The organism is Streptomyces sp. NPDC004647, from assembly GCF_040609575.1.
Classification (GTDB): Bacteria; Actinomycetota; Actinomycetes; order Streptomycetales; family Streptomycetaceae; genus Streptomyces.
The window spans coordinates 1-12,417 of the sequence record NZ_JBEXKU010000136.1 but is presented as its reverse complement, the minus strand read 5'-3'; the positions used below and the strand labels follow the sequence as shown (position 1 = coordinate 12,417).

Sequence of the window (12,417 nt, the reverse complement as noted above, 5' to 3'; positions counted from 1 at the left end):
GTGGGGGTTGGGGGGGTGGGGGGGGGGGGGGGCGGCGCCCCCGGCCCCCCCCCCGCCGCGCGGGCCGCCCGGCCGGCCGCCCCCCGCCCGCCCGGCCCCCCGCCGTCATGTCCCGTGCAGGTTCTGACCTCCCCGCACATCCGAGAGTTAATGGTCCATTGGGGCGCAAGGAGTGTCATCGGACTGATGCGGTGCCCATCATCTTGTCATGAACCTGCGGCCCGACGAGCGGGCCGCGGACTTCTGGAGGTGTGGGATGCACCGAAGACTCTCCACCGCTCTGGCCGCCTCAGCCCTCGCCCTGATGACCGTCGCGGGCACCGCCTCGTCCGCCAACGCCGTTCCCGCCGACAAGCCGCAGGTCCTCGCGGCCTGGACGCAGACCAGCGCCGCCGCCTACAGCGCCTGGGCGGCCGCCCGGGCCGACCAGGGACCGTGGTCGGCGTACGGCTTCGACTGGTCCACCGATTACTGCTCCTCGTCCCCGGACAACCCCTTCGGATTCCCCTTCCAGTTCTCCTGCGCCCGGCACGACTTCGGCTACCGCAACTACAAGGCGATCGGCACCTTCGCCGCCAACAGGGCACGCGTCGACAGCGCCTTCTACGAGGACCTGAAACGGGTCTGCGCCGTGTACGGCGGGGCGACGAGGGCGTCCTGCAACTCCACCGCGTGGACCTACTACCAAGCGGTCAAGGTCTTCGGCCGGGAGGGTCTCAGCCCGGCGGGCTGAGCACCGGCCGACGGCCGGAGAGCGCTCAGCCCAGCGGGGTGAGCAGGAACCGGCCGACGAGCCCGGCCCCTTCGTCGAGCCGCTCCGCGAACTCCCCGTACAGCTCCTCCGTATGCCGCAGCCCCCACAGCACGCGGGACGCCGCCCACGCGGCGTCCCGCGCCCGCTCCAGGCTCCAGGTCCCCGCCAGATGGGTCAGCGGATCGGCGACGTCCAGCAGGTCGGGCCCGGGCATCAGGTCCTCCCGGATCCGCTCCTCCAGTGCGCCGAGCACATCGCCGACCCGCTCGAAGTCCCGCTCCAGGGCCTCCGGCCCGCGGCCCAGCCCGGTACAGGTGTCGACCACCGCCAGGGCCAGGTCGTGCCCGACGTGCGCGTTGATCCCGGCGAGCGCGAACTGCAGCGGGCGTACGCCGGGGTGGCGGCGCTGCTGGAACAGCGGCCGCCAGCAGGCAGGAGGCCGCCGCCCGGCCGCCGCCGCGTCCACCGCGGTCAGATAGCGCAGCCCGAAGCGGGCCCCCAACTCCGAGGCGGCCGACGGGTCCTGGAAGAGCCCCAGCGACCCGCGCCGGGCGATCTCCTCGGTGACCGCCAGATATACCCGGTTGAACACGGCGACACCGTCCCGCTCCGGCAGCGCCGCGTCCAGCGCGCGCATCCGCTCCGCCACGTGGTGCAGGTCCGCCGCCGCGGGCGTTCTCGTCGTGGTCATGCGCACAGGGTGGCAGCGCGGTCCGGAGAGATACGGCCCCTGCTGTCGGCAATGACCGGAACGGCGTAACGGGACGCGCCGGAGCACGGCCTGACGGAACGCGGCAGGCGACTCCGGCGCTCAGGGCGCGCTCCGGCCGCACGGCCCTGGCCGGGGAACGTGACCGGGCCTACCGTGGAGGTATGGCCAGCGACGACGGGCGCCGCGGCTGGAGTGCCGCGAAATTCTCCTGCCCGGTGTGCGATCAACCGGTCCCTGCGGTCGCGGTGAGGCGACGCAAGGTGTTCGGTGCGTACGTCCCGGTGTGGGAGCCGGGGCGCTGCGTGAATCCGGAGTGCCCGCTGAACGCCGCGTCGCGGCAGCAGGAGCCGCAAGCCGGTCCGGGGGGCGCCGGTACCGGAACGGACACCGGGCCCCGAACCGGACCGGAGGCCGGACCGGAGGCCGGACCCGAGGCCGGTTCGGAAACCGGTTCGGAGGACGGGCCCAAGGAGCCTCAGCCCGGCTGAGGCCTGCCCGCCCCGTCCCCGGAGTGCTCGGTCGCTGCCTCCCGCTGCGCCCCGCCCGTGGTGCTCCTGGCGGCTGGGCGCAGTACGCCCGCGCCCAGCACCAGCCCGAAGGCCAATGCCGTGACCAGCCCGAACGACGCCGTCAGCGACGTCGCGTCGGCGATCGAGCCCATCGCGGAGGGCGCGATGAGCCCTGAGGTGTAGGTGATCGTGGCGACGCCCGCGATCGACTGGCTCGGAGCGGGACCGCTGCGGCCCGCCGCCGCGAAGGCCAGCGGGACGACCACCGCGACCCCCAGGCCGATCAGCGCGAACCCGCCCATGGCCATGACTGGATGGGTGGCCGCCACGACCAGCACACCGCCCGCCGTCGCGAGTACACCGCCGACCCGTACGGTCCGTACGGCCCCGAAGCGCCCCACCACGGCGTCCCCGGCCAGCCGTGCCACCGCCATCGTGCAGGCAAAGGCGGTGGTGGAGGCGGCCGCCAGGCCCGCCGAGGTCCCGAGGGAGTCGCGCAGATAGACCGCGGACCAGTCCAGACTCGCGCCCTCCGCGAAGACGGCGCAGAAGCCGACCGCGCCGATGACCAGGGCGGACTTCGGGGGCAGCGCGAAGCGCGGCGGCGGGTGCTCGTCCGGTGCGCTGCGCAGGTCCAGGACCCCCTGGCAGGCGACGGCGCCGAGCACGGTGAGGACGGCGGCGGCGATCGCCAGATGCGCCCGGGCGTCCAGACCGGCGTGGGCGGCGACCGTACCGGCCGCCGAACCCGCCAGCGCCCCCGCGCTCCACATCCCGTGCAGCCCGGACATGATCGGGCGCCCGAGCCGTTCCTCGATCTCCACCCCCAGGGCGTTCATCGCGACATCCGCCATACCGGCCGTGGCGCCGAGGACGAAGAGCGCGCAGCACAGCGCGAGGAAATCGGGGGCGAACGCCGGGAGAACCAGCGCGGCGGTCCACAGGGCGAGCAGCCCGCGCAGGGCGGCCCGGGCACCGAAGCGGTGGCTGATCCGCCCCGCCAGCGGCATCGCCACGGAGGCGCCGACCGCGGGGAAGGCGAGAGCGATGCCGAGTTGGCCCGCACCGATGTCCGTGTGCTCCTGGATCCAGGGGATACGGGTCGCGAAGCTGCCGGTGACCGCGCCGTGCACGGCGAACACGGCGGCGACGGCGATACGGGCGCGGCGCAGGGTCCGTTCCCGGAAACCGGCCGGACCGGCCCCGCCGACTCCGGCCCTCGCGCCGATACTCTCCATCCCGTCACTCCTCCCCGAAGAAACGCCGCGCAAATCCGCCGCGCAATCCGCCGCGCAATGATGATCCCGCTGCGCCGGCCGGTCCGCTGCGGGGCCCCTGCTCGCCGCCCGGGGAACGGCCGCCCTGCCGTAGCGCCCCGCCGCGGCGGTGCGGCCGCGTGAGCCAACCCACAGGGAGGCGGCCTCCACTCGGGCCCGTATCTCATGGCACACTGGGGCCTGTACCAGTGACGTCAGCGCACTCCGGGGTCGGTGAAAGTCCGAACCGGCGGTTACAGTCCGCGACCCGTCCGCCGCCAGCGGCCGGTTGACCAGGTGAAATTCCTGGACCGACGGTTAAAGTCCGGATGGGAGGCAGTGCGCGGCGGGCAAGCACCGGTGCGCCGCCGCCCGGCGGGTCCGTCCTCGCGGACCGCTTTGTACGTCCCGGCCTCGGCGTCCTCCGATGCGTTGTTCCCGCTTCTGTCATTTCGACAGCCCCGGAGTCCGTGCCCGAAGAGGCAGGAGGACCCGGTGGCCCCCGCAGCCCCAGCCGAACGCGCCGCGATGCGCCGCGCCATCGCGCTCGCGGCCCGCGGTCTCGGATCCACCAGCCCCAACCCGGTTGTCGGGTGCGTGATCCTCGACGTCTCCGGACAGATCGTCGGCGAAGGCTGGCACCGGCGGGCCGGGGGGCCGCACGCCGAGGTCGAGGCCCTGCGCGACGCGGGGGAGCGGTCCCGTGGCGGCACCGCTCTGGTCACACTCGAACCCTGCGACCACACCGGCCGCACCGGTCCCTGCACCCAGGCGCTCATCGACGCCGGCATCGCCCGGGTGCGCTACGCCGTCGCCGACCCCAACCCGGCCGCCACCGGCGGCTCCAGCACCCTCGCCGCCGCCGGCATCGAGGTCGAGGGCGGACTGCTCGCCGAGGAGGCCGAGGCGGGCAACCTCGCCTGGCTCACCTCCGTACGCCTCGGCCGCCCCTTCGTGCTCTGGAAGTACGCCGCCACCCTCGACGGCCGGACCGCCGCCGCCGACGGCACCAGCCGATGGATCTCCTCGCCCGAGTCCCGCGCGGACGTCCACCGGCTGCGGGCCCAGGCCGACGCCGTCGTCGTCGGCTCCGGCACCGCCCGCACCGACGACCCGCAGCTCGGTTCGCGCCCGAGGGACGCCGAGTTGCTGGACTCGGGGATCACGCAGCCGCTGCGCGTCGTCGTCGACAGCAACGCCACCGCCGTCAAGCCCGGCGCCCGTGTCCTCGACGGCCATGCGCCGACACTGGTCGCGGTGGCCGAGGACGCCGACGCCGCACACCTCGAAGGTCTCGCCCCGGTCGTCAGGCTCCCCCGTGCGCCCCGCCGGGGCCTGAACATCCCGGCCCTGCTCGACGCCCTCCACGGGCGCGACGTGCGGTCGGTCCTGCTGGAGGGCGGCCCGACCCTCGCCGGCGCCTTCGTCGCGGCCGGCGCCGTCGACCAGGTCGTCGGCTATCTCGCCCCCGCACTGCTCGGCGCGGGCCCCGCGGCGCTCGCCGACGCCGGAATCAGCACGATCGCGCAGGCGTTGCGGCTCGACATCACCGACGCCACGCGACTCGGCCCCGACCTGCGCATCACCGCCGTACCCACCGCCAACGCCACGCCCCCCGAGGAGAGCTGACGTGTTCACCGGAATCGTCGAAGAACTGGGTGAGGTCACCGCCGTCGAGCATCTCGGCGACTCTCTCCCGGCCGCCGCTGAGGGCGACCCCACCCGCTCCGCTCGCTTCCGGCTGCGCGGCCCCGTCGTCACCCAGGGCGCCAAGCACGGCGACTCGATCGCCGTCAACGGCGTCTGCCTCACCGTCGTCGACACCGGCGACGGTGAGTTCACCGCCGATGTGATGGCCGAAACGCTGAGCCGCTCCAGTCTCGGCGCCCTCGTCGTCGGGTCCCGCGTCAACCTCGAACGGCCGATGGCCCTCGGCGGACGCCTCGGCGGCCACATCGTCCAGGGACATGTCGACGGCACGGGCGTCGTCGTCGATCGCAAGCCCGCCGAGCACTGGGAGATCGTCAAGATCGCGCTCCCCGACGACCTGACCCGGTATGTCGTCGAGAAGGGCTCCATCACCGTCGACGGCATCAGCCTCACCGTCGTGGACGCGGGCCCCGACTACTTCACCGTCAGCCTGATCCCGACCACCCTGGCGCTCACCACCCTGGGCATCAAGGAGCCGGGCGACACGGTCAACCTCGAGGTGGACGTCATCGCCAAGTACGTCGAGCGGCTGCTCGGCGCCGGCGCCGACGTCGGCACCATTGCCCGGGAGGCCGTCAAGTGACCGCTCCGGACCGGCTGAACGGCCCTGCCTTCTCCGGCCTCGTCCACGTGATCCATCCCGTCCTCGTCCTGTGGGGAACGCGCGACTGGTGGCTGCGCTCCCGTGGCGCGGCCGTCCTGGAAGGAGCAGCGGCATGACCGCACTGCAGAGCTGGTACGACGGCGACGGCGACGACGAGGACCTGCGGCTGGACCCGGTCGAGCGCGCGATCGCCGACATCGCCGCGGGACGCCCCGTCGTCGTCGTGGACGACGAGAACCGGGAGGACGAGGGCGACCTCGTCATCGCCGCGGAGAAGGCCACTCCGCAGATCGTGGCGTTCATGATGAGCGAGTGCCGCGGGCTGATCTGCGCGCCCATGGAGGGCGTGGACCTGGACCGCCTCGACCTGCCCCAGATGGTCGAGCAGAACACCGAGTCGATGCGTACCGCGTTCACCGTCTCGGTCGACGCCTCGGCCGCGCACGGCGTCAGCACCGGCATCTCCGCCGCCGACCGGGCCACCACCCTCCGGCTGCTCGCCGACGGCACCGCCACCCAGGGCGACTTCGTACGCCCCGGCCACATCTTCCCGCTCCGCGCCCGCCCCGGCGGTGTGCTCGTGCGCAACGGCCACACCGAGGCCGGCGTCGACCTCGCCCGGCTCGCGGGACTGCGCCCGGCTGCCGCGATCGTGGAGATCGCGGCCGAGGACGGCACGATGATGCGGCTGCCCGAGCTGATCCCGTTCGCCCGCAAGCACGGCCTGGCGATCATCTCCATAGAGGACCTGGTGGCGTACCGCAGGTCGTCCGAGCCCACCGTCCGCCGTGAGGCGGAGACCCGGCTGCCCACCGCGTTCGGCGACTTCCAGGCGTACGGCTACCGTTCCACCGTGGACGGCGTCGAGCACATCGCCCTCGTCCAGGGCGACATCGGCGACGGCGAGGACGTCCTGGTACGCGTCCACTCCGAGTGCCTCACCGGCGACATCTTCCACTCGATGCGCTGCGACTGCGGTCCCCAGCTGCACGCCTCGCTCGCGCGGGTCACCACCGAGGGCCGCGGCGTGGTGATCTATCTGCGCGGCCACGAGGGACGCGGCATCGGCCTGATGTCCAAGCTGCGCGCGTATGAGCTCCAGGAGCGCGGCCGGGACACCCTGGACGCCAATCTCGAACTCGGCCTGCCCGCCGACGCACGCGACTACGCCGCGGGCGCCCAGATCCTCACCGACCTCGGCGTACGCAGCCTGCGGCTGTTGACCAACAACCCCGAGAAGACCGCCGCCCTCGTCCGGCACGGACTGAAGGTCACCGACCGGGAGCCGATGCCGGTCCAGGCGGGCGAGCACAATCTCCGGTATCTGCGCACCAAGCGGGACCGGATGGGACACGACCTGCCGTGGCTGGACGCCGAGCTCCCGCTGTCCCCGCTGGGCGGAGCCCGACCCTCCGCCTGCGGCAACCAGTGAGCCCGCGCATGCGGCAGTCGTGCAACCGCACGATATGTACAAGATCAGCACCAGATCAGCACCGAGGAGAGACGTGAGCGGTAAGGGCGCCCCCGAACTGTCCGTGAAGAACTGCGGAGACCTGCGGGTGGCCGTGGTGGCGGCGCAGTGGCACGAGAAGGTGATGGACGGCCTTGTGGACGGCGCACTGCGCGCCCTGCACGAGCTGGGCATCGATGAGCCGACGCTGCTGCGCGTGCCCGGCAGCTTCGAGCTTCCGGTCGTCGCCAAGGTCCTGGCGGGCCGCGGCTATGACGCGGTCGTCGCCCTCGGCGTCGTCATCCGCGGCGGCACCCCGCACTTCGAGTACGTGTGCCAAGGCGTCACCCAGGGCCTCACCCAGGTCACCGTCGACACCGGTGTCCCCATCGGTTTCGGCGTGCTGACCTGCGACAACGAGGAGCAGGCGCTGGACAGGGCCGGCCTGGAGGGCTCGACCGAGGACAAGGGCCACGAAGCGGTCACCGCCGCGGTCTCCACCGCCGCCACGCTGCGTACCGTCGCCGAGCCATGGCGCTGAGGAGCGGGCACTGCACAGCACCCGTAGCGGACCCGGTAGGTTAAGGGCACCATGGCGAACAAGACATTCGAGGAGCTCTTCGCCGAGCTCCAGCACAAAGCCGCCACCGGCGACCCCGGCACCTCCCGCACCGCCGAGCTGGTGGCCGCGGGCGTGCACACCATCGGCAAGAAGGTCGTCGAGGAGGCGGCCGAGGTGTGGATGGCCGCTGAGCACGAGGGCGAGGCCCGTACCGCCGAGGAGATCTCCCAACTCCTGTACCACCTTCAGGTGATGATGGTCGCCAGGGGAATCTCCCTGGACGACGTATACGCTCACCTCTGAGCCGCGGCGAGGGGACGGGCGCGCGCCCGTTCCCCTCGCGCCGCAGCGCCAAGCGAACAACACCCACGGGCACCGGCCCCGAGAACGAAGGAATCCGCTCCATGCTGCGCATTGCCGTCCCCAACAAGGGTTCACTGTCCGAGCCTGCGTCGGCGATGCTCCATGAGGCCGGCTACAAGCAGCGCAAGGACCGCCGCGAACTGGTCCTCGTCGACGCGGACAACGACGTGGAGTTCTTCTTCCTCCGCCCCCGGGACATCGCCGTGTACGTCGGCTCCGGCCGGCTCGACATCGGCATCACCGGCCGCGACCTGCTGCTGGACTCAGGGGCCGACGCCGAGGAGATCGTCCGGCTCGGGTTCGCCGGCTCCACCTTCCGCTACGCGACCCGCCCCGGCACCGCCAAGGACGTCTCCGAGTTCGGCGGCATGACCGTGGCCACCTCCTTCTCCGGCCTGGTCACCCAGCACCTCGCCGACAACGGGGTCGACGCCTCCGTCGTCCGCCTGGACGGCGCCGTCGAGACCGCCATCCAGCTCGGCGTCGCCGAGATCATCGCGGATGTCGTCGAGACCGGCACCACGCTGCGCAATGCGGGACTGGAGATCATCGGCGAGCCGATCCTGGAGTCCGAGGCCGTCGTCATCCAGCGCACCGGCACGTCCACCGACGACCCGAAGGTCCAGCAGTTCCTCCGCCGTATGCAGGGCGTCCTGGTCGCCCGGCGGTACGTGATGATGGACTACGACATCCGCGTCGAGCACGTCGAGCGGGCCGTCGCCCTGACCCCGGGGCTGGAGTCGCCCACGGTCTCCCCGCTGCACCACGAGGGCTGGGTCGCCGTCCGCTCCATGGTTCCGTCCAAGGACGCCCAGCGGATCATGGACGAGCTCTACGACCTCGGCGCGCGTGCGATTCTCACCACCGGTATCCACGCCTGCCGCCTCTGACCGCCGACGGTCCACCGCCGACCGGTCCACCGCTGACCGCTCATTGCCGACTTTCCGACCGCGGGAGTCCGACGCGATACGCGTCCGGCACCCGCACCTGCCACCGAAGGACCGCCCTGTGTCCGCCCCTGCCGCCCGGCCCGAGCTCCCGGGCCTTCCCGTCACTTTCCGGCCGACCCGTACCCGGGTCGTCCTGCTCGCCGGCGGAACCGCCCTGCTCGCCGTGCTGACGGTGATCGCCCTGCTGCTGCCCGCGGTGGGCGCGGGGGGGCGGGCCAGCTTCATCTTCACCGGGCTGCTGCTCTTCCTGGTCCTGGCGCTGCTCAGCCGCCCCAGGGTCGAGGCCGACGCAAGTGGCGTCACCGTCGTCAATCTCACGACGAAGCGCCGGCTGGAGTGGGCCGAGGTGCTCCGGGTGAATCTCCGTCCCGGTGACCCCTGGGTCTATCTCGATCTGGCGGACGGCACCAGCCTGCCCGCCATGGGCATCCAGCCGGGCATCGCCAAGACGCAGGCCATCAGCGATGCCCGGGCCCTCCGTGCCCTCGCCGAGACGTACGGGACCGGACCGCGTGACGCATGAGCTGAGCCGCACTTCCCGGCCGTCGGCCGGGAACTGCTCGGCCCGGGTGCCTTCGCACGCAAATTCCGAGTGATTACTCTGTCCTCTGGCGGCGCGTGGGCGCCCCGCCCCGCACCGCACCACCGACCGGAGCCCGCTCGCAGTCGCGAGCCGCGGGGCCACCTGCTAACCGAGGAGTGACTCTCTCCGGCAATGGACGGATCGTCCTGTAGTACCTGCGCCGCCCCTCCCTCCGAGGCGGCGGCATGATCGTCCCCCTACTGCTGCTCGCCGCGGCCCTGTTGCTGATCCTCGCCAACGGCTTCTTCGTGGCCGCCGAGTTCGGCCTTGTCACCGTGGAACGGCCCGAGGCCGAGCGCGCCGCCGCGGCGGGCGACCGCCGGGCCCGCACCGTGGTGAAGGCACTGCGCGAGCTGTCCTTCCAGCTCTCCGGCACCCAGCTGGGCATCACCATCACCTCCCTGGTGGTGGGCATGCTCGCCGAGCCCGCCCTGGCCGGTCTGCTGGCCGGCCCGTTCGCCGCCACCGGACTCCCGGAAGGCGTCGTGCCCGGCGCCGCCGTGGTCGTCGGCATGCTGACCGCGTCCGCCGTCCAGATGGTGATCGGCGAGCTGGTGCCGAAGAACTGGGCCGTCTCCCGGCCGCTCCAGGTCGCCCGGTTCGTGGCGGGCCCGCAGCACGCCTTCTCCCGTTTCTTCCGCCCGGTCATCGCGCTGCTCAACGCCGTCGCGAACCGGCTCGTACGGGCGCTCGGAGTCGAGCCCACCGAGGAGCTGGCCTCCGCCCGCACCCCGGACGAACTCGTCTCCCTCGCCCGCCACTCCGCACAGGCCGGCGCCCTGGAGCAGGACACGGCCGACCTGTTCGTCCGTACCCTCTCGCTCGGCGAGCTGACCGCGCAGCATGTGATGACTCCGCGGGTACGGGTCAGCGCACTGCAGACCTCCGCGACGGCGGAGGACGTCCTCAACCTCACCCGGGCCACGGGCCTTTCGCGGTTCCCCGTCTACCGGGAGCGGCTGGACGAGGTCGTCGGCATCGTCCATCTCAAGAACGCCCTCGCGGTGCCCGCGGACGAGCGGCGCCGCACCCCCGTTGGCAGGGTCGCGGTGCCTCCGCTGCTCGTGCCCGAGACCCTGCCGGTCCAGCCGCTCCTGGAGCAGCTGCGCAACGAGCAGCCGATCGCGGTCGTCGTCGACGAGTACGGCGGCACGGCCGGGGTCGTGACCCTGGAGGACATCGTCGAGGAGCTCGTCGGCGAGGTGCGCGACGAGCACGACGAGGACGATCTGCCGGAGCTCGCCGCGGCCCACACCGAGGAGGGGCGTACCGCCTGGGACGCCGACGGCAGCTGCCGGGTGGACACCCTCCGGCGGATCGGGCTGGAGGCGCCGGAAGGGCCCTACGAGACGGTGGCCGGTCTGGTCGCCGACCTCCTGGGGCGCATCCCGGTGCCGGGGGACACCGCTGAGCTCCCCGGCTGGCGGCTGCGGGTGCGGCTGGTCGACCATCACCGCGCCGAGCGGGTCCGTGTCGTACGGACCGACGGCGCGGCGACCGAGAACATCACGCAGGAGAGCGCGAAGGCGGCCGTGCGATGAGCAACTTCTTGCAACTGCTGTTCGCGGGCCTGCTGGTGCTCGGGAACGGCCTCTTCGTCGGCGCCGAGTTCGCCCTGGTGTCCGTACGCCGCAGCCAGATCGAGCCGCTCGCCGCGGAGGGCTCGACGCGGGCCCGCACCGTTCTGCAGGGGCTGGAGAACCTGCCGCAGATGATGGCGGCCGCCCAGTTCGGCATCACCGTCTGCTCGCTGACCCTCGGCGCGGTCGCCGAACCCACCGTCGCGCACCTCCTGGAGCCGGCGTTCCAGGCCGCGCATCTGCCCGACGGAGTGATCCACCCGCTCGGTTACGCCATCGCGCTCGCCGCGGTCGTCTTCCTCCACCTCGTCATCGGCGAGATGGTGCCGAAGAACCTCGCCATGGCCGCACCCGAGAAGACCGCGCTGTGGCTCGGCCCCACCCTGGTCGGCTTCGCACGGCTGTGCCGGCCGGTCACCGCGTTCTTCGGCTCCTGCGCCCGGCTCGTGCTGCGGCAGTTCGGAGTGGAGCCCAGGGACGAGGTCGAAGCGGTCTTCACCAGCGAGCAGCTCACCCATCTGCTGGAGGACTCCCGGCAGGCCGGTCTGCTGGACCGGGGCGAGCAGGAGCGGCTCGCCGACGCGCTGGAACTGGGCAGCCGCCCGGTCACCGAAGTGCTGCTGGACCGGGCCGGTCTCGTCACCGTCGATCCGTCGGTGACCCCGCGGCAGGTGGAGGAGCTGACCGTACGCACCGGCTACTCGCGCTTCCCGGTGGTCGCCGCCGACGGCTCCTTCATGGGCTACGTCCATGTGAAGGACGTCCTGGACCAGGAGGAGACGGGGCGTGCCGTACCGCAGCGGGTGTGGCGGTCGATGGCCACACTGCGGGCCGAACTCCCGCTGGACGACGCGCTCACGGCGATGCGCCGGGCGGCAACGCACCTCGCCCAGGTGGCCGACGCGGACGGACGGGTGCTGGGGCTCGTCGCTCTCGAAGACGTGCTCGAGACGCTCGTCGGCGAGGTCCACGATCCCGCGCACCGGCGCCCGGCGCGTTCCGCGGGTCGCCGGCCGGAGAAACAGGTGACGTCGCCGAGAGCGAGCGACACCGAGGCGCCGGAGGCTGCCGCGGCCGCCGACGGCACCCGGGCGGCGGACGGCACGCCGTCTCCGGCCGTCTCCGAGGACACGACCCCGGCGGCCGCGGAACCGTCCGTCCCTGCCAGGGCCGGCTGAGCACTACGGCGGGCGCACCCGGTCCGGCCGCGCCCGCCGTGGCCCGCACCGTGGGACCTCGGCCTCGGGAGCCCGCGCTCGCCTGGCGCCGGACTCGTCCTGCGTCAGGCCAGCGGGGGCTCCTGGGTGCCGCGGTCCGTCGGGCCGCGGCCCGCCCGCACCGCGCCCGACGCCAGCAACACATACCGCCGCCCGAGCGGCGCCCG

At 72.9% G+C, this 12,417-nt stretch carries 12 protein-coding genes, 1 pseudogene and 1 riboswitch; of the genes and pseudogenes, 11 read left to right on the top strand and 2 right to left on the bottom strand.

Going from position 1 to position 12,417, the window contains the following annotated elements; genetic code table 11:
• Nucleotides 1–256 precede the first annotated feature (256 nt).
• Nucleotides 257–733, top strand: a complete 477-nt coding sequence (locus tag ABZW18_RS32930; RefSeq protein ID WP_356194749.1) for a phospholipase — start codon at nt 257–259, stop codon at nt 731–733.
• A 25-nt stretch (nt 734–758) separates the two neighbouring features.
• Here ABZW18_RS32930 and ABZW18_RS32925 read toward each other — a convergent pair whose 3' ends face one another.
• The gene (locus ABZW18_RS32925; RefSeq protein WP_356194746.1) at nt 759–1,445 is read right to left on the bottom strand and encodes a DUF5995 family protein; all 687 of its coding nucleotides are present in this window, start codon (nt 1,443–1,445) and stop codon (nt 759–761) included.
• A gap of 496 nt (nt 1,446–1,941) precedes the next feature.
• Nucleotides 1,942–3,213, bottom strand: a complete 1,272-nt coding sequence (locus ABZW18_RS32920; RefSeq protein WP_356194743.1) for an MFS transporter — start codon at nt 3,211–3,213, stop codon at nt 1,942–1,944.
• 234 nt (nt 3,214–3,447) lie between these two features.
• Nucleotides 3,448–3,578: riboswitch (FMN riboswitch) on the top strand.
• A 148-nt stretch (nt 3,579–3,726) separates the two neighbouring features.
• On the opposite strand from ABZW18_RS32920, the gene ribD reads away from it, so the two are divergent.
• From ribD to ABZW18_RS32870, 10 genes and pseudogenes are all read left to right on the top strand, one after another.
• Nucleotides 3,727–4,860, top strand: coding sequence for a bifunctional diaminohydroxyphosphoribosylaminopyrimidine deaminase/5-amino-6-(5-phosphoribosylamino)uracil reductase RibD (ribD, locus tag ABZW18_RS32915; protein WP_356194740.1), 1,134 nt, complete (start codon nt 3,727–3,729; stop codon nt 4,858–4,860).
• A gap of 1 nt (nt 4,861) precedes the next feature.
• Nucleotides 4,862–5,524 (top strand): riboflavin synthase, encoded by a 663-nt coding sequence (locus ABZW18_RS32910; RefSeq protein ID WP_356194738.1) that lies wholly within the window; start codon nt 4,862–4,864, stop codon nt 5,522–5,524.
• A gap of 17 nt (nt 5,525–5,541) precedes the next feature.
• Nucleotides 5,542–5,661 (top strand): annotated as a pseudogene (locus ABZW18_RS32905) (nicotinamide riboside transporter PnuC); the annotation flags it as partial.
• Entirely contained in the window at nt 5,658–6,977 is a 1,320-nt protein-coding gene (locus ABZW18_RS32900) for a bifunctional 3,4-dihydroxy-2-butanone-4-phosphate synthase/GTP cyclohydrolase II (RefSeq protein ID WP_356194736.1), read from the top strand. The pseudogene ABZW18_RS32905 and the gene ABZW18_RS32900, both read left to right, overlap by 4 nt.
• Nucleotides 6,978–7,050: 73 nt before the next feature.
• Nucleotides 7,051–7,536, top strand: coding sequence for a 6,7-dimethyl-8-ribityllumazine synthase (ribH, locus tag ABZW18_RS32895; protein ID WP_356194734.1), 486 nt, complete (start codon nt 7,051–7,053; stop codon nt 7,534–7,536).
• A 51-nt stretch (nt 7,537–7,587) separates the two neighbouring features.
• Nucleotides 7,588–7,860 (top strand): phosphoribosyl-ATP diphosphatase, encoded by a 273-nt coding sequence (locus ABZW18_RS32890; protein WP_356194732.1) that lies wholly within the window; start codon nt 7,588–7,590, stop codon nt 7,858–7,860.
• Nucleotides 7,861–7,961: 101 nt separating this feature from the next.
• Entirely contained in the window at nt 7,962–8,810 is an 849-nt protein-coding gene (gene hisG / locus ABZW18_RS32885; RefSeq protein WP_356194730.1) for an ATP phosphoribosyltransferase, read from the top strand.
• Nucleotides 8,811–8,928: 118 nt separating this feature from the next.
• Nucleotides 8,929–9,393 (top strand): PH domain-containing protein, encoded by a 465-nt coding sequence (locus ABZW18_RS32880; protein ID WP_356194728.1) that lies wholly within the window; start codon nt 8,929–8,931, stop codon nt 9,391–9,393.
• Nucleotides 9,394–9,638: 245 nt separating this feature from the next.
• Nucleotides 9,639–10,994 carry a hemolysin family protein gene (locus tag ABZW18_RS32875; RefSeq protein ID WP_356194726.1) on the top strand — a complete coding sequence of 452 codons (1,356 nt, stop codon included), beginning with the start codon at nt 9,639–9,641 and terminating at the stop codon, nt 10,992–10,994.
• Nucleotides 10,991–12,211, top strand: a complete 1,221-nt coding sequence (locus tag ABZW18_RS32870; protein WP_356194723.1) for a hemolysin family protein — start codon at nt 10,991–10,993, stop codon at nt 12,209–12,211. Before ABZW18_RS32875 ends, ABZW18_RS32870 begins: the two co-directional genes overlap by 4 nt.
• The last annotated feature ends 206 nt before the right edge of the window (nt 12,212–12,417 follow it).